At 71.3% G+C, this 25,149-nt stretch carries 19 protein-coding genes and 1 pseudogene; 6 read left to right on the top strand and 14 right to left on the bottom strand.

Going from position 1 to position 25,149, the window contains the following annotated elements; genetic code table 11:
* Nucleotides 1-90: 90 nt before the first annotated feature.
* The 3 genes and pseudogenes from KBX63_RS21150 to KBX63_RS21140 form a co-directional block, all read left to right on the top strand.
* Nucleotides 91-512: pseudogene (locus tag KBX63_RS21150) on the top strand (response regulator); the annotation flags it as partial.
* Nucleotides 513-661: 149 nt separating this feature from the next.
* Complete coding sequence (sthA, locus tag KBX63_RS21145; RefSeq protein WP_210913251.1) at nt 662-2,065, top strand: Si-specific NAD(P)(+) transhydrogenase; 1,404 nt, start codon at nt 662-664, stop codon at nt 2,063-2,065.
* A 35-nt stretch (nt 2,066-2,100) separates the two neighbouring features.
* Nucleotides 2,101-2,319 (top strand): hypothetical protein, encoded by a 219-nt coding sequence (locus KBX63_RS21140; RefSeq protein ID WP_210913250.1) that lies wholly within the window; start codon nt 2,101-2,103, stop codon nt 2,317-2,319.
* A gap of 64 nt (nt 2,320-2,383) precedes the next feature.
* Here KBX63_RS21140 and KBX63_RS21135 read toward each other — a convergent pair whose 3' ends face one another.
* Entirely contained in the window at nt 2,384-2,695 is a 312-nt protein-coding gene (locus KBX63_RS21135; protein ID WP_210913249.1) for an NIPSNAP family protein, read from the bottom strand.
* Between the two features lie 152 nt (nt 2,696-2,847).
* On the opposite strand from KBX63_RS21135, the gene KBX63_RS21130 reads away from it, so the two are divergent.
* Nucleotides 2,848-3,369: a hypothetical protein gene (locus tag KBX63_RS21130; RefSeq protein ID WP_210913248.1), complete on the top strand. Its 522-nt coding sequence runs from the start codon at nt 2,848-2,850 to the stop codon at nt 3,367-3,369.
* A 411-nt stretch (nt 3,370-3,780) separates the two neighbouring features.
* Here KBX63_RS21130 and KBX63_RS21125 read toward each other — a convergent pair whose 3' ends face one another.
* The 10 genes from KBX63_RS21125 to KBX63_RS21080 form a co-directional block, all read right to left on the bottom strand.
* Entirely contained in the window at nt 3,781-4,485 is a 705-nt protein-coding gene (locus tag KBX63_RS21125) for an MOSC domain-containing protein (RefSeq protein WP_210913247.1), read from the bottom strand.
* A gap of 138 nt (nt 4,486-4,623) precedes the next feature.
* On the bottom strand, nt 4,624-5,994 hold the full coding sequence (locus tag KBX63_RS21120) for an endo-1,4-beta-xylanase (RefSeq protein WP_210913246.1): 1,371 nt from the start codon (nt 5,992-5,994) through the stop codon (nt 4,624-4,626).
* A gap of 37 nt (nt 5,995-6,031) precedes the next feature.
* Entirely contained in the window at nt 6,032-7,336 is a 1,305-nt protein-coding gene (locus KBX63_RS21115; protein ID WP_210913245.1) for a PHB depolymerase family esterase, read from the bottom strand.
* 245 nt (nt 7,337-7,581) lie between these two features.
* Complete coding sequence (locus KBX63_RS21110; RefSeq protein WP_210913244.1) at nt 7,582-9,657, bottom strand: alpha-glucuronidase; 2,076 nt, start codon at nt 9,655-9,657, stop codon at nt 7,582-7,584.
* The gene (locus KBX63_RS21105; RefSeq protein WP_210913243.1) at nt 9,654-11,687 is read right to left on the bottom strand and encodes a beta-galactosidase; all 2,034 of its coding nucleotides are present in this window, start codon (nt 11,685-11,687) and stop codon (nt 9,654-9,656) included. The genes KBX63_RS21110 and KBX63_RS21105 overlap by 4 nt, the downstream gene beginning before the upstream one ends.
* Nucleotides 11,684-12,373, bottom strand: a complete 690-nt coding sequence (locus tag KBX63_RS21100; RefSeq protein WP_210913241.1) for a DUF624 domain-containing protein — start codon at nt 12,371-12,373, stop codon at nt 11,684-11,686. The genes KBX63_RS21105 and KBX63_RS21100 overlap by 4 nt, the downstream gene beginning before the upstream one ends.
* Nucleotides 12,370-13,911 carry a xylan 1,4-beta-xylosidase gene (locus tag KBX63_RS21095; protein WP_210913240.1) on the bottom strand — a complete coding sequence of 514 codons (1,542 nt, stop codon included), beginning with the start codon at nt 13,909-13,911 and terminating at the stop codon, nt 12,370-12,372. The genes KBX63_RS21100 and KBX63_RS21095 overlap by 4 nt, the downstream gene beginning before the upstream one ends.
* 113 nt (nt 13,912-14,024) lie before the next feature.
* A complete protein-coding gene (locus KBX63_RS21090) occupies nt 14,025-15,662 on the bottom strand; it encodes an extracellular solute-binding protein (protein WP_210913239.1) in 1,638 nt (545 codons plus the stop codon).
* 52 nt (nt 15,663-15,714) lie between these two features.
* On the bottom strand, nt 15,715-16,623 hold the full coding sequence (locus tag KBX63_RS21085; protein ID WP_307871780.1) for a carbohydrate ABC transporter permease: 909 nt from the start codon (nt 16,621-16,623) through the stop codon (nt 15,715-15,717).
* On the bottom strand, nt 16,620-17,612 hold the full coding sequence (locus tag KBX63_RS21080) for a sugar ABC transporter permease (protein ID WP_210913237.1): 993 nt from the start codon (nt 17,610-17,612) through the stop codon (nt 16,620-16,622). Before KBX63_RS21080 ends, KBX63_RS21085 begins: the two co-directional genes overlap by 4 nt.
* Nucleotides 17,613-17,928: 316 nt before the next feature.
* Here KBX63_RS21080 and KBX63_RS21075 point away from each other — a divergent pair, with 316 nt between their 5' ends.
* Both KBX63_RS21075 and KBX63_RS21070 read left to right on the top strand, forming a co-directional pair.
* A complete protein-coding gene (locus KBX63_RS21075; protein ID WP_210913236.1) occupies nt 17,929-18,966 on the top strand; it encodes a LacI family DNA-binding transcriptional regulator in 1,038 nt (345 codons plus the stop codon).
* Nucleotides 18,967-18,976: 10 nt separating this feature from the next.
* A complete protein-coding gene (locus tag KBX63_RS21070) occupies nt 18,977-19,981 on the top strand; it encodes an acetylxylan esterase (RefSeq protein ID WP_210913235.1) in 1,005 nt (334 codons plus the stop codon).
* A gap of 63 nt (nt 19,982-20,044) precedes the next feature.
* Here KBX63_RS21070 and KBX63_RS21065 read toward each other — a convergent pair whose 3' ends face one another.
* The 3 genes from KBX63_RS21065 to KBX63_RS21055 form a co-directional block, all read right to left on the bottom strand.
* Nucleotides 20,045-21,049 (bottom strand): hypothetical protein, encoded by a 1,005-nt coding sequence (locus KBX63_RS21065; RefSeq protein WP_210913234.1) that lies wholly within the window; start codon nt 21,047-21,049, stop codon nt 20,045-20,047.
* Nucleotides 21,050-21,165: 116 nt separating this feature from the next.
* The gene (locus KBX63_RS21060; RefSeq protein WP_210913232.1) at nt 21,166-22,314 is read right to left on the bottom strand and encodes an acyl-CoA dehydrogenase family protein; all 1,149 of its coding nucleotides are present in this window, start codon (nt 22,312-22,314) and stop codon (nt 21,166-21,168) included.
* A 60-nt stretch (nt 22,315-22,374) separates the two neighbouring features.
* The gene (locus KBX63_RS21055; RefSeq protein ID WP_307871779.1) at nt 22,375-25,143 is read right to left on the bottom strand and encodes an AAA family ATPase; all 2,769 of its coding nucleotides are present in this window, start codon (nt 25,141-25,143) and stop codon (nt 22,375-22,377) included.
* Nucleotides 25,144-25,149 lie beyond the last annotated feature (6 nt).

The following is a 25,149-nucleotide window of genomic DNA, read 5'->3' as shown; positions in this document are numbered from 1 at the left end:
CGCGCACGACGAACACCGTTCACATCGGCTCCCAACTGACCGTGCCACCACGGGGCTGACCCGCGACGCCCGCCGGGCCGGCAGCACCCCGGCGTCGTCGCCGTCGAGCTGGCCCGGCGGCTACGCCGGACGTGGTGCTGCTGGACATCCGGATGCCCAGCCTCGACGTCCTCGAAGCGCTGCGGCTGCTCGCCGGGCCGGGCGTCGCCGACGCCATCCGAGTGGTCGTGGTGACGGCCTTCGACCTCGACGAGTACGTGCACACCGCGCTCTCCAACGGCGCCTGCGGTTTCCTGCTCAAGGACTCCGGCCCGGCGCTGCTCGTGGAAGCGGTCCGCGCCGCCGTCTCCGGTGACGCGCTGATCAGCCCGTCCATCACGGTACGACTGCTGGAACACCTCAGCTCGCCCGCTCCGGCGCGCGACGACGCCGGATTGTCGCCGCGGGAACTCGACGTCGTGAAGCTCGTCGCCCGGGGCCTGACCAACGCCGAGATCGCCGCCCAGCTCTTTTCACCCGGCGGGATGGGGATGTTGGGTGTGGTGCCTTTGGAGCTGATGTCGTGGACGATTCAGCGCCAGAGGCGGCGGCCGGCAGTCTCGGGCCGTCGCTCGCCGCCCGGGTCTGGCGCACGTCGCGGCATCTTGCGACGCTAGCGGTTGTGTATGACTACGACCTGGTGGTGCTCGGCTCCGGACCCAGTGGGCAGAAGGCCGCGATCGCCGCCGCCAAGCTGGGCAGGCGGGTCGGCATCGTGGACCGCCGCGACATGATCGGTGGCGTGTGCATCAACACCGGCACCGTCCCGTCCAAGACGCTGCGCGAGGCCGTGCTCTATCTGACCGGGCTGAGCCAGCGGGACCTCTACGGCAGCAGCTACCGGGTCAAGGAGGAGATCACGGTCAGCGACCTGGCCGCCCGGACCCAGCATGTGATCACCCGGCAGACCGACGTCATCCGCAACCAGCTCGCCCGCAACCGGGTCGCGATGATCACCGGCACGGGCAGGTTCGCCGATGCGCACACGATCTGGGTCGACGGCGGCTCCGGGCGCGAGTCCAGGGTCACCTTCGACAAAATCATCATCGCCGCCGGCACCCGCCCGGCCCGTCCGGACAGCGTCGACTTCGACGACCGGACCATCGTGGACTCCGACGGCGTCATCAACCTCCAGGCCGTGCCCCGCAGCATGGTCGTGGTCGGCGCCGGTGTGATCGGGATGGAGTACGCGTCCATGTTCGCCGCGCTCGGCACCAAGGTGACCGTGGTGGAACGCCGGGACCGGATGCTCGATTTCTGCGACGAGGAGATCGTCGAGTCGCTCAAGTACCACCTGCGTGACCTGTCCGTGGCGTTCCGCTTCGGTGAGGAGGTCGCCGCCGTCGAAAAGCACCAGACGGCGGCGCTGTGCATCCTGAAGAGCGGCAAGAAGATCGTCGCGGACACGGTCATGTACTCGGCCGGCCGGCAGGGCCAGACCGACGACCTGGCTCTGGAAGCAGCCGGGCTGGAGGCGGACAGGCGCGGCCGGATCACGGTCGACGCCAACTACCGCACCTCGGTTGACAACATCTACGCGGTCGGTGACGTGATCGGCTTCCCGGCTCTCGCGTCCACGTCGATGGAGCAGGGCCGGCTGGCCGCGCAGCACGCCTGTGGCGAGCCGATCCGGGAGATGCACGGCCTCCAGCCGATCGGCATCTACACGATTCCGGAGATCAGCTTCGTCGGGCGGACCGAGGCGCAGCTGACCGACACCTCGACGCCGTTCGAGGTGGGCATCGCGCGCTACCGCGAGCTTGCCCGTGGTCAGATCGTGGGTGACTCGTACGGCATGCTGAAACTGCTCGTCTCCCCCGACGACGGCCGGCTGCTCGGCGTGCACGTGTTCGGGACGGCCGCGACGGAGATCGTCCACATCGGGCAGGCGGTGATCGGCTGCGGCGGCACCATCGACTATCTGGTCGACGCGGTGTTCAACTACCCGACGCTGGCCGAGGCGTACAAGGTGGCCGCCCTGGACGCGTCCAACAAGATCCGTAACATCACCCGCATCGACGGCTGAGCTGCCCAGCCGACGCCTGACCGGACCATCTGCACGTGGTGGAGCCCGCGCCGCTGATCACCGTCGCCGAGCGACTCGAACGCAAGGGTGGCCGCGAGCTGGTCGCCCGCTGTCCGAGCAAGAAGGACGCCCAGGAGGCGGCGGACTGGCTGGTCGACCGGTTCGCCCGGCTGGTGCCCGGACTGCCGGTGACCGCAAGCGTCGACGCTGGCGGCGGACAGTACCTCGTCGCCCTGGCCACCGGCCGCCGCTGACCGCTGACCCTGCGTCGACGGCGGCGAGCAGCTCAAACGTCCTCAGTGCCAAAAGAGTGCGTGCTCAATCAGTCGGAAGGATCGGGCGCATGAACGTTCGCTCGTACCGCACGACACAACCCGAGTCGTCGCGGATGCTGTCAGCCGCGACGAACTCCGGGTCATTACCGAACCGCGCGCGGTAACGCTCGTAGGCTGCCAGACTCTCGAAGCTGAACAGCGCCTCGGCCTGGTCGCTGGCTCCCTCGGCGGGTAGGAAGTAGCCGTGGTGCACACCACCGTGCTTGGCCACCAGCCGCATCCACGCGCGGGCGAAGCGTTCAAACGCCTCGATCTGAGCGGGGTTGATGGTGTAGTGCACGACGCAGGTGATCATGGCGCCACCATACGGGCCCGTGCTCGTACATCTCGATACAACCGCGCGGTCAGCGGCAGATCCGTGCACCCGATCGTGGACTCCACGAAGGCAACCCGCGAAGCAAGGATCAGCCCTCCAGCGATGGGTTCACCTTCAGCTATCGTCGCCAGGTGCCCGCTGCCCGCACTGCCGTGACGGCCCTTGTCGCCCTCACGATCGTTGACGTCCTCCACACCATGGTCGCCCTCGCGCTGTACGAGCATCGGATCGGCGTAGTGACCCACGACGGGTCCGGTACGGTGGAAATGCTCGACATCATCGTGCCGCTTCGCGAGCTGTCCGCAGCGATGTTCTGTCTGCTGCTTCTCACCCTGCTTACCGCCTGGGCCGGCGTCGCCAACTGGTTCACCCGGACCCGTGGCACCGAGCCACCGGTCGCGCCCGCAGCGCCAGTGGCCCGATGGCGGATGAGCGCCATCGTCGCCGTACCCCTCAACCTGATCGCAGCTGTGCAGTACCTGTACGCCACCGCGAACGGGGGCGCGTACATGCGCACCGTCCAGGGCGAGACCACCCTGCTGCTGGTCGCCGCGTCCGTGGCACTCGTGATCACCACGACCGCCGGTATTCAGGTCGTCCGGCGCACCGCAGAAAGCCAGCACGCAGCCGGTGCCGGAGCCACAACGGCGTAGTCGTCCCAGTCATCGGAGCGGGACAGGTGCTGCCGGTGCGGCGAGGCTGGCCTATCTCGCCGAGTGCGACTTCCAGCCGGCCGGACTCGATTCCGTGGATGTGGTCCCTGGCGAACATGCCGATCTCGCCACGCTTCTGGCCTCTGTACCGGCGGACGACGCCGACGAATGCGGGTTGGTCGACATCACCTCCCAGGCGTTCGTCGTGCTGCCGCAGTGGCGGGCTCGACCGGACCCGTCACGCCGAGTGGCGCGGGCGCTGGGATTCCGTCAGCTTGGCGCTCAGCTGAGTATCCGGATCGGAGCCTGAGTCCCAAACGCCAGTTCGCGGGCTGCGCGGACGGCCGTGCCGACGCGGCGCGACTCGCGCCATCAGCGGCAGTTGCGGATGTCGCGGCGCTCCTTCTCGACCTACGCCCAGGAGCACACATGGCCAGCGGCGACCCGGCCTGGCCGCTCGACCGTGGCGAAAACCCCGAAGGTCAGTTCGTGGTACTCAGCGAGGGTCTTGAGCAGATCGTTCCGCTCGCCCGCCCGATCCTGTGCCATGTCGATCATCACGCACCGAGTGAGCGGCCGGACCGGCCGCAGGACGACGTCCGGGCCAACCTGCAGCCGGCGCCCCGGCCAGCCATCCTCCGGGAAGCCGCTGCCGGGAATGTCGATCAGGAGGTTGGCCCGGAACCGCAGCGGGTCGACGCCCATGCCGCCGGGTTCGCCGCCGCTGAGCTCCGTCAGCCGGCGCAGCGCAGCCGTCGTGATAAGGCTGACCGGCCCCTCATCATGGTGCAAGACCGCTTCCTCCGCGGCGAGCGTCACCGTCCGGCCGAGCACCTCACCGACGGCGCGGTGCCCGACCGGATCGTTAGCCGCGAAGCGACGACCGTCGGGAAACTCCACGATCGGAGCCGGGTCCGCCACGTACGCCCGAAGCCGGAACAGGCCCGGCATCCGCCGGAACCGGCGGGTGTTCTTGCCGCTGCCGAGCTTGCCGTCCAGGTCGCGCACCGCCCACAGCCGGTCGCCGGCCAAGCCCCGCTCACCTACTTCGGCAAGCGGCACCGCCTCCCCGAGCATCGACTTGATCGGGTAGCGGCGGATCTCAGCGACTCTCACGAGTCGAGAGTAGGAGGTCCCGGGAGTTCCGAGAGGTCTGAGCTCGTCCGCCCAGCCGGGGCCCGGTGTCCGCGGCGCTGGCGCCGGATCGGCCGGTGTGGAGGATTCGAGACCCTCCTCCACACCGGCCGGTGTGCGTCAGCCCGCGGCGCAGGCCGGGGTCAGGCCGCCGGCCGTGCCGTTGGCCTGGAATCCGAACTCAGCGGACTGGCCGGCGCCGACCTGGCCGTTGTAGGCCACGTTCGTCCAGCGCGTCGTGCCGGCGTCGGCGCTGCGGTTGGCGTTCCAGGCGTTGGTGACCGTCGCGCCCGAGGGCAACGTGATCGTCACCGCCCAGGAACTGATGGCCGATGATCCGGCCGTCACCTTCACCGTCGCCACGAAGCCACCCGTCCACTGGTTCACCGACACGGTCGCGGTGCAGCCACCCGGCCCCGGAGGCGGGGTCGTGGGCGGCGGAGTGGTCGGCGGCGGGGTGGTCGGAGGCGGGGTCGTCCCGTTGTTCAGCGCGGCGAGGACCGCGTCGTACGCCGGCTTCTTGGCGCCGCCGCTGGTGAACAGCAGCGGGGTCTGCGAGGCCCGCCACGAGTCGCTGTCCCGGATGCCCCAGACGGTGATGCCGTTGCAGCGCGCCACGGCGAGGCAGTCCTGCACGACGCTGCGGTACGTGGCCGCCGACGCCCCCTCGATGTCCAGCTCGGTGATCTGCACGTCCACGCCGAGGGCCGCGAAGCTGGACAGCGTGGTGCGGTAGTTGCCGGGGTACGGCGAGCCGCTGTTGAAGTGCGACTGGAGACCGACGCAGTCGATGGGTACGCCACGCTGCTTGAAGTCGCGCACCATCGTGTACACGGCCTGGGTCTTGGCGTGCGTCCAGTCGTCGGTGTTGTAGTCGTTGTAGCAGAGCTTCGCGCCGGGGTCGGCCGCCCGGGCGGCCCGGAATGCGGCCTCGATCCAGTCGTTGCCGGTGCGCTGGAGGTTGGAGTCGCGCCGGGCGCCGGAGCTGCCGTCGGCGAACGCCTCGTTCACCACGTCCCACGCCACGACCTGACCCCGGAAATGCGTCGCCACCTGCGTGACGTGGTTGAGCATCGCCTGGCGCAGCGCGGTGCCGCTCATGTTCTGCATCCAGCCCGGCTGCTGCGAGTGCCAGGCCAGGGTGTGCCCACGCACCTGCATCCCGCGACTCCGCGCGTGGTTGACGATCTGGTCCGCGGCGCCGTAGCTGAACTGGCCCTGCTGCGGCTCGGTGGCGTCGATCTTCATCTCGTTCTCGGGCGTCACCGAGTTGAACTCGCGGTTCAGGATCGTGGTGTAGGCGCTGTCGCTCAGCTTGTTGGCGGCCACCGCGGCGCCGAAGTACCGACCCTGCTCGGCGGCGGACGCGCCGAGCGTGGTGCCGGCGGCGGCAGGAGCAGCCAGAACCATCGCCATGCCGGCGGCGAGGGCGCTCGCCCCGGTCAGTGCGAGGGCGGCTCTCGATGCCGCCTTCCATTGCGCGTTTCTCATCGTGGAACTCCAATCCGTGGTGGTGGTGTCGGCGTGATCAGGCCACCGAGCAGGCGATTCCGTTCAGGGCGAAGGTCGAGGGTTTCCCGGTGCCGCCCTCGTGGGTGGCCTGGAAGCTGATGTCGACCGAGGCGTTCGGGGCGATGGCGGCGTTGTAGGAGACGTTGCGGGCGGTCACCGTGCCGCTCGTCGTGGAGTACTGCGCGTTCCAGCCGTTGGTGAGGCGCTGGCCGGCGGGCAGGGCGAACGTCAGCGTCCAGCCGTTCACCGCCGCCGTACCGGTGTTGGTGATGGTCACGCTGGCGGCGAGGCCGGCGTTCCAGGCGTTGACCGCGTACCCGATCCGGCAACCACCGTCGGTCGGCGGCGGGGTCGTCGGCGGCGTAGTGGTCGGGGGCGGGGTCGTCGGCGGCGGGGTGGCGCCGTCCAGCCCGAAGAAGCGGATCACCTGCGCGGCGTCGACCGGCAGGTTGTGCGACACGCCCTGCATGCTGATCGCCTCGACCGGGGCCGTCGGGCCGCTGCTCCCGTAGCGGGTACGGGTGTGGCCGGACTGTGGCGTGTCGGTGTACGTCGGGGTCTGGCTCAACCCGTGCACGTTGGTCCACTGCTTGACCTGCTCGCCGAAGTTCGGGTAGCGCAGCGTCTCATCGTTGGTGCCGTGCCAGATCTGCATCCGTGGACGGCGGCCGGCGTAGCCGGGGTGGGCATCCCGGACCAGGTCCCCCCACTGCTGTGGGGTCCTGATGAGCTGGCCGTTGGCGCACTGGCTGTTCCACTCCGAGCTGCCCCCGGTGGCGAAGCAGCCGAACGGCACCCCGGCGAAGGACGCACCCGCCGCGAACACGTCCGGGTAGTCGCCGAGCAGGACGTTCGTCATCATGGCGCCGGACGAGGTGCCAGTGGCGAAGATCCGCTCGGGGTCGGCGGCGTACCGCTGCCGCACGTGGTCGACCATCGACATGAGCCCGACGGGGTCGCTGCCGCCGCCACGGCGCAGCGCCTGCGGCGAGGAGACGTCCCAGCACAGGCTGCCGCGGGTCACCGACGGGTAGATCACGACGAACCCGTACCGGTCGGCGAGGGACGCGTACTGCGTGCCGGAGTGGTACGCCGGACCCGATCCGGTGCAGTAGTGCAGGGCGAGCAGGATCGCCGGCCGGGCGACCACCCGGTCCGGGACGTACAGGTGCATCCGCAGGTTGGTGGGGTTGGTGCCGAACCCTGTCACCTCGGTCAACGTGGCCGCCGAGGCCGGCGCGGCGAACGTCGTCGCGGCGGCGGCGGCGGCCAGGGTCACGGTCGCCAGGACGGCGCCCAGCATTCTTGTCGTCAATCTCATTCGCGATTCCTGAGGGAGAGTGGACGCATGGAAGGGGAGTAAGTCGAGGACTGCCCTTCGCCCGACCCTGACCGCGGCTCGCGTGACCTTGTCAGCTTCAATCGAGCGACCTCGATTGTCAAGACTTCCGGAAGTTTCCGGCGCCCGGGATCGGGCCGCGACCAGCGCATCGACGGACGCCGACGGAGCCGTCAGCGGGACCGACCGAGCACGGTGTTACCGGGACGCTTCCGGAAGCGGCCGGGTCAGTGGATGCGACGTCCGCGCGCGTCCGGCACCCCGGACTTGCGGAAGAAGTAGGTGTTGATCTGATCCCGCCACTCGGTGGCGCTGCGCACCTGCTCGTCGAGGCGCTGCTCCACCCGCTCGTACACGGCGGGATCGATCAGACCCTTCAGCGTCCGCCACCGCCCCCGCATCGCCGCCACCTCCTCGACGCCGGCGAAGTGGGTGTCGTAGATGTGCTGGATGACCGTGGAACCGCTGTGCAGGACGTGTCCGTACGGGACGTGGTGGAAGAAGAGCAGCAGCTCGTCCGGGCACCGCTCGGGCGACTCGTACACCTGGGACCAGTACGGCGGGTACTGACCGGCGAAGCCGGTGCCGGACGCGCGGCTGCGGTCCACACCGACGCCGTCGCGATCCGCGAAGTGGTACGTGCCCCACCGGGTGTACTCGTACCCGTCCACGTCCGGGCCGTAGTGGTCACCGGGATGAACCATGAAGCCGACACCCAGCGGGGCGGTGTACCGCTCATAGGTACGCCAGGAATCATCCATGATCTCGTGCAGCGTCCGCCCGACCAGTTCCGGGTCGGCCATCGCCGACGGCGGAAAGGTCAGCGCGATCCACTCGTCGAGGACCGCCCGGGGATCCAGCCGCGGATCCCAGGCAAGCCGGCCGACGGTGTACAGGTTGGCCTGCGCCAGCGGGTGCCCGGTCCAGAAGAGGTCGTCGCCCACGTTGGCGACGGCGACCAGTCCACCGCCCTCCCCCGCGGCCACGTCGGCAACCGTCCGTCCACCCGGACCCCACGGCGCGAACCGCAACACCTCACTCCACCACGGACCGAGGTGGCAGACGTGTCGCTGCTGGCCGGTGTACTCCTGGGTGACCTGCACCTCGACCGCCAGCCGGGTGGCCGGCATCGCGGCGAGCACCGGGGACACGGGCTCGCGTACCTGGAAGTCCACCGGGCCGAACTTCACCTGCAGCACCACGTTGGCGCGGAACCGCCCGTCGAGCGGGACGAAGTGGTCGTACGCGGCCCGCGCCCGGTCGGTGGACCGGTCCCGCCAGTCCTGGTGATGGTTGTAGACGAACGCCCGCCAGTGCACCACTCCCCCGTGCGGGGCGAGGGCGTCGGCGAGCAGGTTCGCGCCGTCGGCGTGGTCGCGCCCGTAGGTGAACGGGCCCGGTTGCCCCTCGGAGTCGGCCTTCACCACGTAGCCGCCGAAGTCCGGGATGCGCTCGTACACCTGCCGGGTCGTCGCGGCCCACCACGCCCGCACCGCCTCGTCCGCCGGGTCGGCGGTCGGCAGGCCGCCGAGGACCACCGGTGCGGCGAAGGTGACCGACAGGTGCACCCGGATGCCGTATGGGCGCAGCACGTCCGCGATCTCGGCCACGTCGCCGAGTCGGTTGGTGAGCAGCCGCGCCTCCGTCCGGGCGACGTTGACGTTGTTCACCGAGATCGCGTTGATGCCACAGGCGGCCAGCAGCCGCGCGTACTCCCGGACCCGGGCCAGGTCGCCGCGCGGCCGGCCGTCCCGCCAGAAGATCGAGCCGCCGGCGTACCCCCGCTCCACCTGGCCCATCACCGGGTGCACGGCCACGTTGTCCCAGTGGTTGAGCATCCGCTGGCGCAGCGCGGGACGGTGCCGTTCCGTCGGACGGGTGCTGTCGAACGCCGCCGGACCGAGTCGGACCAGGTGGAACAGGCCGTACAACAGGCCGGCGGGCGCGTCGGCCAGCACGGCGGTCACGTCGCCTGCCCGCGCCAGCACGAACCCCTCGTCACCGAGCACCGCGCCGGCGCCGACCTTCGCCAGCGCCGCCTCACCCGCCGCCCGGGCCGCCTCCACCGCCGCGCTCGACAACTCGTCGGCGCCGCGGAGCGCGAGCACCAGATCGGCGTCCACGTCCCAGGACGGGGAATGCCACACCCGCCCGCCGTACCGCGCGCAGGCGCGGGCGACCTCGTCGAGGACGGTGTCGACGAGCATCCCGTCGCCGTGCACCAGCACGCGGCGCGAGCCGAGCGCCCGGAACGCCTCCGGTGGCAGCCAGGCGGCGTGCACCCGCGCTTCCTCGGCGCTCACCGGTCCTCCCGCAGCATCACGACCCCGTACGCCGGCAACCGCAGCGGTTGCCCGGCCTCCACCCGGTCACCGGTGAGCAGGTCGACGCCGCCGGTCCGGGCGGTGACCTCGACCGGCTCAGGGCGGTGGTTGAGCAGGAACAGCAGCCGCGTCTCGTCCGGCGCGACCCGGAGCGCGGACTCCAGGTCCGGCACGTCCGGGTAGGGCCCGAGCAGGTCGTGCCGCGCCAGCACCTGCCGGACCACCCAGGAGACTCCGGTCCGGTCCAGCCCGGCGGCGACGTACCAGCCGTGCCCGTCGCCGTGGGCGTTGCGGGTCACCGCCGGGGTGCCGGCGTAGAAGTCGGCCTGGTAGGTGCCCAGCACCTCCGCGCCCTGCGGAATCACCAGCTCGAAGAGCAGTCGCGCCTCGACGTCGAACTGGTCGACGCCGGCGCCGAGGCGGACCGGGTTGACCACCTCGGGGCCGCGGGCGTCCCACTCGTCGACCCGGATTCCCATCAGCTGCCCGAGCGGGCCCGGCACGTCCATCAGGAAGGCCTGGTCGTTCTCGTCCACACGACCCGACAGGTACGTGGTCAGCACCGAACCGCCGCGCGCGGCCACCGCCTCCAGGCGCTCCGGCAGGTCCCCCTTGAGCATGTGCAGGGCCGGCGCGACGACCACGTCGTAGCCGGACAGGTCGGCGGTCACCGCGACAACGTCCAGGTCGACCCCGGCCTCCCAGAGCGCCCGGTGGTACGCCAGCACGACCTGCTGGTACCGGACCAGGCGCGACGGGCCGTCGGAGATCTCCAACGCCCACCAGCTGTCCCAGTCGAACAGCAGCGCCACCCGGGCCGGCGTCCGCGCGCCCAGCGACGCCGGGCCGAGCCGGGCCAGCTCCGCCCCCAGCTCGGCGACCTCCCGGAAGACCCGGGTGTCGGCGCGGCCGGCGTGGCCGATGACGGCGCCGTGGTACTTCTCGCTGGCCCCCCGGGAGGCGCGCAACTGGAAGAAGAGCACCGCGTCCGCGCCGTGCGCCACCGCCTGCCAGCTCCACAGCCGCATCAGGCCGGGCCGTTTCAGCGGGTTGACGTCCCGGCAGGCGGTGACGCTCGGGGTCTGTTCCATCAGCCAGAACGGCTGGCCGTCCTTGAGCCCGCGCATCAGGTCGTGGGTCAGCGCCATCCGGGCCGCCGACTCGTCGTCCGGCGGGTAGTTGTCCCAGGAGGCGAAGTCCAGGTGTGGGGCCCAGCGGTGGTAGTCGATCGGCCGGTACATGCCCATGAAGTTGGTGGTCACCGGCAGGTCCGGGCTGGACTCCCGGATGGCGGCCTTCTCGTCGCGGAAGTTGGTCAGCATGGCGTCGGAGCAGAACCGCAGGTAGTCCAGGGTGACGCCCTGGAAGGCGGTGTGGTCCGGCCCGCGCCAGTGCTCGGTCAGCGCCGACGGCGGCTCGATCTGCGCCCAGTCGCTGAAGGTGTGCGACCAGAATGTGGTGTACCAGGCCGCGTTCAGCGCGTCGAGGGTGCCGTACCGGTGGCGCAGCCAGTCGCGGAACCCGGCCGCGCAGAGCTCGCAGTAACAGGCGCCGCCGTACTCGTTGCCGACGTGCCAGGCGACGACCGCCGAGTGGTCGGCGTAGCGGCTCGCGACCCGGCGGGCGAGTTCGGTGGAGAGCCGGCGGAACACCGGAGAGCTGGGGCACGAGTTGTGCCGTTGCCCGAAACGGTGCCTGCGGCCCTCGAAGTCGGTCCGGGTCACCTCCGGGTAGGCCCGGGCCAGCCACGGCGGGTGGGCGGCCGTGCCGGTCGCCAGGCAGATCCCACGCCCCTGGGCACCGGCCCGCTCCACGATCCGGTCCAGCAGCGAGAAGTCGTACACGTCCTCGGCCGGCTGGGTGAGCGCCCAGCCGAAGACCCCCACCGTGACCAGGTCGATGTGCGCGGCGTCGAAGAGCTGGTGGTCCTGCTTCCACACGTCCTCGGGCCACTGTTCCGGGTTGTAGTCGCCGCCGAAGGGCACCTTGGCTGTGACGGGCAGGCTCATGCGGTGAACTCCTTCCGGATCAGGTGGATCATCGGGTCGCCGGTGCGCAGGAACGCCAGGATCACGACCGAGCCGAACAGCACCGGCACCGCCTCGGAGAAGACCGCGGTGATCCCGGCCGCCGCGGCCAGCAGCAGGGCGTTGCCGACGGTGACACCGGGGGTACGCACCAGGAAGTGCACGGCCAGCCGGAGCACGTCCCGGGTGCGGAAGTCGAACAGCGAGGTGATCACCAACGCGTTGGCCGCGCAGAGGGTCACCCCCGCCCCGACCAGGACCAGCGGCACCGCCCACCAGCCCGGGACGGCCGCCGCGCCGAGGTGGGCGAGGTTCACGGCGAGCATGGTCAGCCACAGCAGCGTCGGCACCCAGACCCGCAGCACACCGGGCAGGTTGGCGCGGTAGCCACGGCAGAAGACGGCGGCGGGCCGCAGATCCGTCACGTCGGGGCGCTGGTGGCGCAGGGCGTACAGGGCGGCGGAGACCGCCGGGCCGACCGGCACCAGCAGGGCCGCCGCCAGCGGCAGGTTGCTCGGGTCACGGCTCAGCAGGAGCAGCGGGAGCAGGCCGGGCAGGGTGGTCAGCAGGAACAGCAGCTCGACCACGAGCAGGGTGTAGACGCGGGCGGCGGCGCGCGACAGAGGCCCGTCGCCGAACTGTCGCCAGGCGTGCGCGGCACCGCTCACGGCTGCTCCTTCCGGTCGGCCCCGGCCGGCAGGCCGAGCAGGCGGTCGTCGTCCCACCACGGCGGGGTCTCGTCCACCACCGGGCTCAGATCGAGGAGGGTGACCTCGTGCCGGGTGAGGGTGAGGTCCACCTCGACCCGCCCGGCGGCGACCGGCAGGGCACGGTGGGTACGGGCCGGCTCGGCGGCCTCCCGCAGGGCGTCGAGCTGCCGGGCCCGGGGTGAGCGGGGGCGGCCCATCTCGGCCCAGGCCGCCCAGGCGTTGCCCGCCTCCTCGCTCACCGACGACCGGAGCAGGAACGCCGACGTCGTACCGGGCGGGCCGAGCGGGATCGACAGGGCCAGCGGGTGCCGGTCGGGCACCGGCGACCGGCCGGTGACGTCCACCGGGGCCCAGGCCAGCACGGCGACCCGCCCGTCGGGGTGCCGGGTGACCAGGTGGTCGTCGCCACGCGCCAGCACCTCGTCGCCGAGGCGCGCCATGAAGGCGTACAGGTGGTAGGTGGGTTTCTTGATCTGGCCGTGGGTGAGCAGACCGAACCCGCCGTGGAACAACGCGGTCGGCACCCCCACCTCCTCGAACATGTCGCTGAAGGTCCAGTACGAGAAGGAGTCGACCAGGTCGCCGCCGGCGGCCAGCACCGGCCCGAGGTACGCGGCGTGGAACGCCGTGTCGTGGACCGGGTTGTCCGGCCGGTAGGAGGAGTTGAACTCGGTGATGTGCACCGGCAGCTCCGCCAACGCGGTGCCGGCCAGGTGCCGGCGCGGTGCGGCGAACTGGGTCAGCAGCTCCGCCGCCGGGGCGAGGGTCTGGTGGGTACCGAACGGCACGTGCTGGGCGGGCCCGGAGGTGTACGCGTGGCGGCTGACGAAGTCGACCGGCACGTCGCGGTCGGCGACGAACTCGGCGAAGGGCATCAGCCACTCGTCCGCCCCGGGCGAGATCGCCGGGCCGCCGACCTGCAACGTCGCGTCGACCTCCTTGACCGCGTGCGCGCTCACCTCGTACAGGCGGTGGTACGCGTCTCGGTCGGCGCCCTGCCAAAAGGGCACGAGGTTGGGCTCGTTCCACACCTCGATCGGCCAGCCGCGTACCTCGTCGAGGCCGTACCGGTCGACCAGGTGGGCGACCGTGCCGCGGACCAGGTCCGCCCACTCCGTGAAGGAGCGGGGTGGCGTGACGTTGCCCCGCCACCAGAACACCGTCTGGTCGCCGGAGGCCAGGCCCGAGGGCATGAACCCCAGCTCGACGAACGGCCGGACACCGAGGTCGAGGTAGGCGTCGACGACCTGGTCGACGTAGGTGAACGAGTGGTGCACCCGGCGCTCACCCCGGTGCTCGTACGGGCGGTGCACACCGACGCCGTCGCTGAGCAGCCCGTGCCCTCGGATGTGCCGGAAACCGATGTCGCGTTGGATGAGGGCCAGCGAGTCCTGGTAGTCACGCCGCAGGGCCAACTCGAAACGGCCGGTGCCGACGCAGCGACGCCAGGCGTCGGTGAGGCGGCCGGTGGCCTGATCGGGAACGGTGATGCGCATTGCTGTCCTCTGGTCGTCCTACCCGGTGCCGGGCGGTCGGGCTGGCCGCGCCGGCCGGAGGGCCGGAGACCCGGCCGGGCCGCGGGTGCGCTGCCCGCCCGGACCTCCGCCGATCAGCCGTTGTTCTTCTGGAAGCGCTCGTACGCCTTGTTGACCATCTCGATGTACTGCTCGGAGTTCTTGGCCTTCAGCTCGGCCACGTACGCGTCCCACTCGCTGAGGGGCCGCTGGCCGAGGGCGAACTTCAGGGTGTTCTGGGCGACGAAGTCCTTCAGCGGGGTCTCCCAGAGCGACACCTGCTCGCGTTCCTCATCGGTGAACGGGTAGGGCGGGGCCACCAGCCTCGGCGTACGGGCGTCCATCACCTTCTGGAACTCCAGCTCCTCCGGGGAGAAGAACCCACGGACCAGGTCGGGGCTGCCGCCGTAGGCGAAGACGCCGTTGTAGAAGCCGAAATCCTTCTGCAGGTGCTTGGGGGCCTTCGGGTTGAGCCCGAGGACGTCGACGTCGGCGGTGACCGAGCGCTTGCCGGACGCGTCCTTGGTGAAGGTCGTCCCCTCCACGCCCCACCGTGCGAACTCCTGGCCGGCGTCCGAATACCACAGCCAGTCGATGAACTGCATCATCGCTACGAAGTTCTTGCTCTCCCGGGCCTTCGCGGAGATCATGATGCCGTTCTCCAGCCGGGGAAAGGGATTGATCTCGCCGGCCGGACCCACCGGCAGCGGAATCTTGGTCATCTTCGCGTTCGGCAGGGTCTTGGCCAGGTCGGGCCGGTGATTGTTGACCAGGGTCTGCGCGTTTCCGGTGACCACGAAGGACTTTCCGTTGGCCAGCTTCTGGCGTGCCTGGTCGTCGGTCTGGGTGAAGCTCTCCGGGTCGAGCAGGCCCTCGGCCACGAGCTTGTGCAGATAGGTGAGCATCTGCTTGTACTGCTCGGACGCGCCGGTGTAGGTGAACTTCTCCGCCGCCGGGTCCCAGTTGGCGTGCTGGTAGTCCCAGCCGGCGCGGGTGCCGAAGGAGGCGCTGAGGATGTTCAGCAGGGCGCCGGTCGGCGTGGGCTTACTGAAGAGGTCGGAGTACGGGTAGACGCTCGGATACTTCGCCTTCATCGCCTTGAGCACGGTGTACAGCTCGTCCCAGGTCTTCGGAACCGCGAGGTTCAGCTCCTGGAGGATGTCGGAGCGCACCAGCACCGTGTAGTCCTGCGTGGGCTTCTCGTGGACGCCGGGCAGCAGGTAGAACTTGCCGTCGGACTGCCGCAGGTCGTCGATCTCCGGCTTGAGGTTCCACTTGGCGATCTTGTCCTTGAGGTTGGGCATCAGATCCAGGTAGTCGCTCACCGGGAGGATCGCCCCCGAGGACACGAACGCGTTCTCCTGCGGGTGGTACGTCTTCGGAATGATCAGCGGGGCGTCCCCGGCGCCGATCAGCAGGCTGCGCTTCTGCTCGTAGTCGCTCAACGGGACGGCGACCGGCTCGATCTTGACGTTGGTCCGCTTGGTGAGTTCCGACCAGAACAGCCAGTCGTCCTTCAGCGGGTAGAACGTGTGGTTGTTGTAGAGGGTGGAGAAGGAGAGTGCCTCGGTGGCCTTGAACTGGTCGCCGACGCCGTAGTCGGCCATTGCGCCGGCCCGGTTCTCCGAGAGGTCCGTCGACTCGCCGGGGTCCTCGGAACAGGCTGTGGTGAGGGTGAGCGCGAGCAGACCCGCGGTGGCGATCGCCACGCGGCGCCACGTCTTGTGGAGCATGGCTCGTCCTTTCGGTGGTGGGGTTTGGAGGTGGAGCGGCGCGCCACCGGCGTCAGCCCTTGACCGCGCCGAGCATCACGCCGCGGACGAAGTACCGCTGGACGAAGGGGTAGACCGCCAGGATGGGCAGGGTGGTGAGCACGATCGTCACGGCCTGGAGGGTGGCCGCCGCCTGGACCTTGTCGGCGTCGGCGGCGGCCGACTCCGCGCTGGTGGCGCCCGCGATGAGGTTGCGCAGGTACACGGTGACCGGGAGCAGGTCCTGCCGGTCGAAATAGAGGAACGCGGTGAACCACGAGTTCCAGAAGGAGACCGCGTAAAAGAGCACCATCGTCGCGATGATCGCCTTCGACAACGGCAGCACGATCCGCAGCAGGATGCCGTACGTGTTCAGCCCGTCGACCGCCGCCGCCTCCTCCAACTCGGTCGGCAGGCTCTCGAAGAACGCCTTCATGACCAGCAGGTTGAACACGCTGATGGCGTTGGGGATCACCACGGCCCAGATGGTGTTCTTCATCCCCAGGCTGGTGACCAGCACGTAGTTGGGGATCAGGCCGCCGGAGAAGAACATCGTGAACAGCGCGATGCCGACGAGGACGCCGCGCCCCTTGAGCTGCGGCTTCGACAACACGTACGCGTAACAGGTGGTCAGCACGATCGAGATGAGCGTGGCGACCACTGTGTACACGACGGTGTTGCGGTAGTTCGTCCAGAACATCGGGTCGGACATCAGCAGCTTGTACGCGGTCAGGTCGAACCCGCGCGGGACCAGGTTCACCTTCCCCGCGATGATGTACGCCTCCTCGCTGAGCGAGCGGGCCACGATGTTGAGGAACGGGTACAGCGTCACGACCACGACGCCGATCAGGACGACCGTGTTGACCACCCGGAAGATCCGGTAACCCCGGCTGTCCACCGGCCCACGGGTCTGCGGGGCGTCTCTCCTCGTACCGAGGATCACCACAGGCTCGTCCCTACCGTGCGACGGGAGATGAGGTTCGCCGACAGGACCAGAACCAGTCCGATCACCGCCTCGAAGAGGCCGATGGCGGCCGCGTAGCTGAAGTTGCTGGACTGGAAGCCCATCCGGAACAGGTAGGTGGAGATCACGTCCGCGGTCGGGTACGTCAGGGGGTTGTAGAGCAGCAGGATCTTCTCGAACCCGACCGCCATGAAGCTGCCGATGTTGAGGATCAGCAGCGTCACCATCGTCGGCCGGATACCGGGCAACGTCACGTGCCAGGTCTGCCGAAGCCGGTTGGCGCCGTCGATCCGGGCGGCCTCGTACAGGTCCTCGTCGATGGTGGTGAGGGCGGCGAGGTAGAGGATCGTGCCCCAGCCGACGGTCTGCCAGACCTCGGACGAGACGTAGATGGTGCGGAACCACTCCGGTTGTTGCAGGAACGCCACCGCGTCACCGCCGAACAGCCGAACGAGTTGGTTGGCCGTGCCGTCGATCGCGGTCAGCTGCATGACCATCGCCGCCACGATCACGATCGACAGGAAGTGCGGCAGGTAGGACACGGACTGGACGAACCGCTTGAACCGGCGGGCACGCACCTCGTTGAGCAGCAGCGCCAGCACGATCGGCAACGGGAAGCAGAACAGCAGGGTCAACGTCCCGAGCACCAGGGTGTTGGTGAACACCTCCCAGAACGTCGGGTCCGTGAAGAACATCCGGAAGTACCGCAGACCCACCCAGTACTCGCCGAAGATGCTGCCGCCCGGCTTGAACCGCCGGAACGCGATGATGTTCCCGATCATCGGCAGGTACCGGAAGATCAGGAAGAACAGCAGCGGCAGCACGGCCAGCGAGTAGAGCTGCCAGTCCCGGCGCAGCGCCTGCCGCCAGCTCCGGCGACGGCGCGGTGACAGCGAGGCGGGGATGGTGGTTACCGCCGCAGCGGGGTCCGGGGACGGCGGCGACGGCCGTAACGTCTCGGATGTCATCCTCGGCCTCCTACTCGGGCCGCAGCCCGCGCCCTCATCGGGACCGGTTGCACGGCGAGTGGTCCGCAAGCCGAAACTTTCCGGAAACCCGCGCAACCTTTTCGGCAACCTAAGTGCACCGTCGGGGCGTGTCAAGGGTCTCATCTCGACCCTCGGCAATCCCTGCCTGCGCTCCGTCGCGGCGCTTCCGGCGCCCCGTCCCACATCGACAGCCGTTCAGGTCCGTGCACAGCGATCCCAACCGCCGCGCCGGCTGGCGAGATCACCAGATCGTGTTAGGGTCTCCCGAAACTTTCGGATGTTGTATGAGGCTGCGATGACAGAGCACCACCCGCTCGACCCACCTGCCTCCACCACCATCGCGACGATCGCCAACGACGTCGGCGTGTCGGTCGCCACGGTCTCCAAGGTCCTCAACGGACGCACGGATGTCGCCCCCGGCACCAGGGCCCGGGTCGAGGCCAGCCTCGACCGCCACCGGTATCAGCGCCGGAGCAGGAAGCCGCCCTCCGGCGACGGCCGCGTCGATCTCGTGTTCCACGAGTTCGACGCCGGATGGGCCATGGAGATCCTGCGCGGCGTCGAGGCGGTGACCAGCGAAGCGGGGGTCCGACTCGCCGTCTCCCAGCTCAACGGCGCGCACCGCCCGCCGGCACGGTGGCTGGACGCGCTGCTCACCGACCGACCGCTGGGCCTGCTGTTCGTCCTCTGTCACCTGGCCGAGGCCCAGCAACAGCACCTGCGGCGCCAGGGGATCCCGTTCGTCGTCGTCGACACCGACAGCGCGACCTCGGCCTCGGTGCCCACCGTCGGGTCGAACAACTGGAACGGCGGCCTGCTCGCCACCCGGCATCTGCTGGACCTGGGACACCGGCGGATCGCGCTCATCTCCGGACCACCCGACGTGCTCTGCAGCCGGGCCCGGGCGGCCGGCTTCCAGTCCGCCCACGACGAGGCCGGCGTCGCGGTCGACCGCGAGCTGGTCCGCTACGGCAGCTTCTCCGCCACCGCCGGCCACGACCACGGCCTGCGGCTGCTGCGCCGGCCGGATCGCCCGACGGCGATCTTCGCCGGCTCGGACATCCAGGCCATGGGAGTGCTGCGAGCCGCCCGGCAGTGCGGCCTGCGGGTGCCCGAGGACCTGTCGGTGATCGGGTACGACAACCTGCCGGTCGCCGCCTGGACGGATCCGGCCCTCACCACGATCAACCAGCCGTTGCATGACATGGCCGGCATCGCCACCCAGATGCTGCTCGGGCTGGCGCGGGGCATCGAGCCGGCGACCAGCCGGATCGACCTGGTGACCGAGCTGGTCGTACGCGAGAGCACCGCACCTCCCGCCCACCTGCGCTGACACCCGGACCATGCGAGGACACGTGCCCCACTCCGACCCGTCCCTCGACCAGCTCCAGCGGTACGCGCCCACCGTCGTCGAACCCGAGGACTTCGACCGGTTCTGGCGCGACACCCTCGCCGCCGCGACCGAACGGCCGGTGCTCGTCGAGGTCCGTCCGGAACCCACCGACCTGCGGCTGGTCGACTCCTGGGACGTGACGTTCGCCGGCTTCGACGGCGACCCGGTGCGGGCCTGGTACACCCGCCCGGCGGGGGTGCGGACGGCACTGCCGACCGTGGTCGAGTACGCCGGTTACGGGCGCGGCCGCGGCCTGTCACACGAACGGCTGACCTGGCCGGTGGCCGGGTACGCGCACCTGCTGATGGACAACCGGGGCCAGGCGGGGCAGTACGGGGCCGGTGACACCCCGGACCGGCACGGCGCTCCCGGCGGCCCCTGGCCGGCGACGTGGGGAATCCTCGATCCGTGCGACTACCACTACCGCCGCCTGATCACCGACGCGGTCCGGGCCGTCGACGCGGCCCGGGCCCTTCCGGGGGTCGACACGAGCCGGGTCGCCGTGGCCGGCAACAGCCAGGGCGGCGGCCTCGCCCTCGCGGTGGCCGGTCTCGTCGGCGACGTCGCGGCGCTGGTGACCACCGCGCCGTTCCTCTGCGACGTCCAGCGGGCCATCGGGCTGACCGACGCCTCGCCGTACGGCGAGATCGCCCGGTACCTGGCGGTGCACCGGGAGGCCGAGGAGGCGGTCCGACGCACCCTGTCCTATGTCGACGGGGTGTCCTTCGCCCGACGGGCGACGGCCCCGGCGCACTTCGGGATCGGCCTGCGTGACACCGTCTGCCCGCCGAGCACCGGCTTCGCCGCCTACAACCAGTACGGCTCCGCGACCGGCCGGCCGCTGACGCCCGAGCGGGAGATGCACGTCTACCCGTTCAACGGCCACGAGGGCGGGGAGGCCGTCCACGTTCGGCGCCAGCTGCGCTGGCTCGGTACGGTGCTCGGCCGCGACTGACGCGGCACGCCGGGCCGGCGAGAAGCCGGTCCGCAGCGACGCTCCGGGTCGAACACGTCCAGGTCAGCAGGCGGTCCACCGCACCGCGGTCACCTTGCCGGCACTGTTGCGAAAGCCCACGATGGTCCCGTCGTCGGCGATCGCCCGGCCGGCCACGGTCAGCCTGTCGCCACCGCCCGGCAACTGGCGGGAGGTGGCACCACGGACCACCCGGTCGCCACCGACGGCCACCCCGCGCGCGTTGACGTCGTCCAGCACGTATGCCTGCCGGTCCAGCTCGGTGTACGCGCCGGTGCGCAGGTTCCACCGCACCGGGAACTGGTCATCATCGCCCAGGTCGACCCGGCCGACCGCCCAGCGCCCCTCGGCCGCGACGACCTGGGTGGACCGGGCGCCGGGCACGGTCAGCTCCGAGTACCGGCCGTCCGGGTGCCGCGCCCAGCCCGTGAAGTATTCCGGGCCGGAAGCGGTGCCCACGATGCTGCCATCGCGGGTGACGCCCAGCGCCAGCGCTCCCGCCGGGGCGGCCAGCTCCTCGACCGTTCCCGGGCGGGACGCCGGCCACCGCAGCGCGACGAATCCGCCGGTCGCGTCGTCGAAGCGGTATCCCACCACGTCACCAACGGTGCTGATCGCCGAGACGTAGACCAGCTCCGACGGGGTCGGCAGGAGGGTGAAGACACCGTTCCGGTAGCTCCACGGCGAGGTCCGACCGTCGGCGTTTCCGTTGCCGATCACCACGCCGCGAGCGTTGACGTCGACGACGCCGTCGCCGTTCGGCCAGGGCACGGTCGTCAGCCGACCCCGGTCCCAGAGCAGCATGAACGCCTCTGTCGGGCTCTCGTGGGTGACCCGCAGCGCTCCCCCGGCGACGTACCGGCCGGTGGCGTCGATGGCGTAGGCCTCGGTGCGGTACATGTCCGCGGGCTGCGGCAGTGTCTCAATGGCGCACGACGGCGCTGGCGGACGGGGGAACGCGGTGGCGGGCGACGCGGCCACGACGGCCGCGGTGGCCAGCAGGCCGACGGCGGCGCCGGCCGCCAAGGTGCGTCGAACGAGACGATGCATCGGAGTCTCCCCAGTGGTGGCCGGGACAAGCGGATGCGCCTGATGCTTCCACCGCCGCGCCACCGTTCAGTCGAACGCCGGCTATCGGATCCGCGATAGCCCACTGCGGACGCGGGTCAGAAGGCGTTGACCCCGGTGAGCGCGCGCCCGATGAGAAGCTCCTGGATCTGGCTGGTGCCCTCGTAGAGGGTGGCGACCCGGGCGTCACGAAGGTACTTGCCGACCGGGTACTCGTCAATGTAGCCGTACCCCCCAAACACCTGGACCGCGTTGTTGGCCGCCCGGACGGCGGCCTCGCTGGCGAACAGCTTGGCCATCGACGCCTCGGTCGCGAACGGCTGGCCGCGGTCGATCAGGTCGGCAACCTGCCACACCAGGAGCCGGGCCGCGGCGGTGTCCACCGCGATGCTGGCGAGCAGCTGCTGGACGAGCTGGTGGCCGGCGATCGGCTTGCCGAACTGGGCCCGCTGCCCGGCGTAGCCGACCGCGGCGTCCAGGCAGCCCTGGGCGATGCCGACGCAGCCGGCGGCGACCGACATCCGGCCCTTGGCGAGGGTGGCCAACGCCAGACGGAAGCCGGCGCCCTCGGCGCCGAGGCGGGCCGCGTCGGGCACCCGTACCTCGTCGAAGCGCAGTTCACCGGTGGCCTGGCCGCGCAGGCCGAGCTTGCCGTGGATCTCCCGCCGGGTCAGCCCCGGGCTCCCGGTGGGCACCAGGAACGCGGTGATGCCCCGGTGCCCCGGGTCACCGGTGCGGGCGAAGACCAGCGCGACGTCGGCGGTGGTGCCGTTGGTGATGAACGTCTTCGTGCCGGTGAGCAGCCAGTCGGTGCCGTCGCGGACCGCGCGGGTACGCAGCGCGGCCGCGTCCGAGCCGCTGTCCGGCTCGGTCAGCGCGAAGCAGCCGAGCGCGGCCCCGGAGCAGAGCCGGGGCAGCCACTCGGACCGCTGTGCGGCCGACCCGTGTGCGGCGATCGACTTGGCGACCAGACCGAGCGAGACGGACACGATGCCGCGCACGGCCGAGTCTCCCCGGCCGAGTTCCTCCAGGACCAGGCAGTACGCGAGGTGGTCACCGCCGGAGCCGCCGTCCGGCTCGGCGATGGTGAGCCCGAGGAAGCCCAGGTCGCCGAGCATGCCGACGACGGCCGGATCGACCGACTCGCGGCGGTCCCAGGCTGCCGCGTGCGGCACCAGCTCCCGGTCGACGAACTCGGCGGCGAGCTGGCGGACCGCCGCCTGCTCGGCGGAGAGGGTGAGCTCCATGGCCCTTAAACTAGCGGTGATAGTTTAAGTCGTCCAGGCCGGACGGTGACCGGCCGGCGATCACCGGTCGGAGGCCAGCCCGGCGTGCCGCTCGGCGGCGAACGCGCGGACCAGCTCGGTGCGGGAGCGGATGCCGAGCCGGTGGAAGACGTTGCGCAGGTGATGGTCCACCGTGCGGGTGGAGAGGAACATCCGGGCGGCGATCTCCCGGTTGGTGGCACCCTCCGCGACAAGTTCGGCGATCCGTAGTTGCTGGCCGGTCAGCAGCCGCGCCGCGGGCAGGTCCGGCGGGCCCACCGACTCGCCGGCCGCGCGCAGTTCCGCGGTGGCCTGCTCGGCCCAGCAGCTCGCCCCGAGCAGGGTGAACGTCTCGCGGGCCTGGTGCAGGTGTGCGCGGGCGTCGCGCGGACGTCTCCTGCGGCGCAGCTCCTGACCGAAGAGCAACTCGGTACGTGCCCGCTCGAACGTGCCGGCCTCCGTCGGGTGCAGCCGCAGCGCCGTCCGAAACTCCCGCTCGGCCTCGGCGCTGCCCCGTGGTGCGAGCAGCGCGTGACAGCGGGCGGAGAGCGCCCGGCGCAACGGGCTCGCCGTGCTGCTGGCCCACCGGTCGAAGACGGCGAGCGCGGCCGTCGCCGCCGGTCGGTGCGCCAGGTGGGCGGCCGCCTCCACCAGGTACGGGGTGGCCATCACCTGAACGAGGACCTGACCCCGGCCGGTACCGAGCCGGGCCAGGGACGCCAGTCGGGCCGCGGCCTCGGCGTGCCGGCCGTCGACCAGGTCGAGCACCGCCAGCGCCCACCCGGCGAACGCGTGTGGCCGGCTGCCCGGCGTCGGCGCCTCGCCGATCTCCCGGATCCGCCGCAGACTGGTTGCCCGGTCGGCCCGGATGGCGGCCAGCACGGCGAGCATGCCCAGGTGGACGTTGGCGCAGTTGACCTGACCGGTGGCACGCGCGACCCGCAGGCCGTCGCGGGACGTCTCCGCCGCCGCCTCGTGCCGGCCCAGCCAGTACTCGGCGACGGCCCGCAGCTCCAGTGCCCGGGACAGCATGGACAGTTCGCCCCGGTCGCGGGCCAACCCGGCGGCGCGCTCGGCGAGCCGGTGCGCCGCGCCGTCCACGGCGACCACCAGGCCGGCCGCCGCCGCGCAGGTGAGCGCGGTCGGGGTCAGCGCCGGCCCGGCCAGACGCCCACCCAGCACGACGGCGCGTCGCAGCGCGGGGCCGGCTCGCTCATGGTCGCCTCGCAGGGTGGCCGCCACCCCGGCGACCAGAGAGCTCATCAACTCTGTCGCCGGCGGGTCGTTCGGGCGCCGCAACGCCAGTGCCCGGCGGCCGACCTCGGCGTACCGGTACTGGTCGCCGGCGAAGCAGACGGCCTCGCCGGCCCGCGCCAGCGCAGCCAACGCGAGGGCGCGGTCGGTGTGGGCCACCGCCCCCGCGGCGGCCAGCAGGGTGGCCGATGCGACCGAGGCGCCGTCACACCGCAGCTCCAGCTCGCCGCGCAGCAGCTCGGCGTGACCGGTGACGGTCCCGTCCGCGGGGATGGCGCGGAGGCGGTCGAGCAGCAGCCGGGCCCGACCGGGTTGGCCCGCGGCCCAGGCGTACCGGGCAGCGGCCAGCAGGCGGGCGGCGGCGCGGGCCGGCTGGTCACTGAGTTCGGCGGCCCGGCACAGCGCAGCAGAGGCGGTGGCCCAGCCGCTTTCCCCACCGGCCGCCGCCTCTTCCAGCTCGGTGGCGAGGGCCGGGTTGGCACCCGCCGTCGCGGCGGCGAGATGCATCGCCCGGCGCAGCCGCTGCCCGTCGGAATCGAGCACGCCGGCGAGCAGCCGGTGCGCCGCGCGGCGCTCCGCGAGCGGTGCGCCGGCCGCGACCATCGCACGGGCCAGCGGCTGGGGGAACGTGACGCTCCGCGGCTCGACGCGGACCAGGCCGGCGACCTCCGCCGGGGCGAGCGCCTCGACCGCGGTGCCGGCGACCGCCGCCGCCCGGATCAGGGTGGCTGGCTGCCCGTCCTCGTCGAGCGCGGCGAGCAGCAGCATCCGTCGGGTGTCCGGCGGCAACCGGTCCAGCCGGGCCCGGTAGGCGCGGCCCAGCACGCCGTCGGCCGGTGGGGCGGTGGGCGGCGGCTCCTCCCCCCGCCCCTGGGCGGGGGTGAGCACCTCGGCGAGGTCCACCAGGGCCTGCGGATTGCCGCCACCGACCGCGGCGAGCGCTGCCACGACCGGCGCGGCGGGTCGCTCGGGCAGCCGGTCGGTGAGGACGGCGACGCTCTCCCGCTCGTCCAGGGGCCGGAGCCGGTGCGCCGGTATCCCGTCGACCGTGGCGGTGACGTCGGCGGTGAGCAGGACGGCGACCGGCAGGTGCCGCAACCGGCGGGCCACGAAGGCCAGCACCCTCGCGGTCCGCCGGTCCCCCCGGTCGACGTCGTCCATGGTGGCGAGCAGCGGGCGGTCCCGGGCGGCGGCGGCGAGCAGTCCGAGCACGGACATCGACAGTGCCAGTTGGCGGTCGGTCGGGCAGCCCTCGCCGTCCAGCGCGCGCCGCAGTAGGTGCCACTGCTGCTCGGGCAGGGCGTTGGCCCGGTCGAGCACCGGGTCGAGCAGGCGTTGCAGGCCGGCGTACGGCAGCGCGGCCTCCTCGGGCAGGCCGGTCGCGGCCAGCACGGTGCAGCCCTCGGCGTACCGGTGGGCGTAGCCGACCAGCGCGGTCCGGCCCGACCCGGGCTCGCCGTGCAGCAGCAGGGCACCACCGCCGTCGGTCACACCGCCGAGCAGGTTCCGGACAGCCCGGCACTCGTCGTCCCGGCCGCGCAGCACGGTTATTTGCACTCTTGA

Source organism: Micromonospora sp. U21, from assembly GCF_018070045.1.
Classification (GTDB): domain Bacteria; phylum Actinomycetota; class Actinomycetes; order Mycobacteriales; family Micromonosporaceae; genus Micromonospora.
This window is presented reverse-complemented; position numbering and strand designations above follow the sequence as displayed.

What these genes read in the sequence shown, in the direction of transcription:
- KBX63_RS21115 (WP_210913245.1), bottom strand. Translation starts at nt 7,336, where the DNA reads ATGAGATTGACGACAAGAATGCTGGGCGCCGTCCTGGCGACCGTGACC.
- KBX63_RS21090 (WP_210913239.1), bottom strand. Translation starts at nt 15,662, where the DNA reads ATGCTCCACAAGACGTGGCGCCGCGTGGCGATCGCCACCGCGGGTCTG.
- KBX63_RS21135 (WP_210913249.1), bottom strand. Translation starts at nt 2,695, where the DNA reads ATGATCACCTGCGTCGTGCACTACACCATCAACCCCGCTCAGATCGAG.
- KBX63_RS21070 (WP_210913235.1), top strand. Translation starts at nt 18,977, where the DNA reads ATGCGAGGACACGTGCCCCACTCCGACCCGTCCCTCGACCAGCTCCAG.
- KBX63_RS21060 (WP_210913232.1), bottom strand. Translation starts at nt 22,314, where the DNA reads ATGGAGCTCACCCTCTCCGCCGAGCAGGCGGCGGTCCGCCAGCTCGCC.
- KBX63_RS21095 (WP_210913240.1), bottom strand. Translation starts at nt 13,911, where the DNA reads ATGCGCATCACCGTTCCCGATCAGGCCACCGGCCGCCTCACCGACGCC.
- KBX63_RS21065 (WP_210913234.1), bottom strand. Translation starts at nt 21,049, where the DNA reads ATGCATCGTCTCGTTCGACGCACCTTGGCGGCCGGCGCCGCCGTCGGC.
- KBX63_RS21075 (WP_210913236.1), top strand. Translation starts at nt 17,929, where the DNA reads ATGACAGAGCACCACCCGCTCGACCCACCTGCCTCCACCACCATCGCG.
- KBX63_RS21080 (WP_210913237.1), bottom strand. Translation starts at nt 17,612, where the DNA reads ATGACATCCGAGACGTTACGGCCGTCGCCGCCGTCCCCGGACCCCGCT.
- KBX63_RS21105 (WP_210913243.1), bottom strand. Translation starts at nt 11,687, where the DNA reads ATGAGCCTGCCCGTCACAGCCAAGGTGCCCTTCGGCGGCGACTACAAC.
- KBX63_RS21120 (WP_210913246.1), bottom strand. Translation starts at nt 5,994, where the DNA reads ATGAGAAACGCGCAATGGAAGGCGGCATCGAGAGCCGCCCTCGCACTG.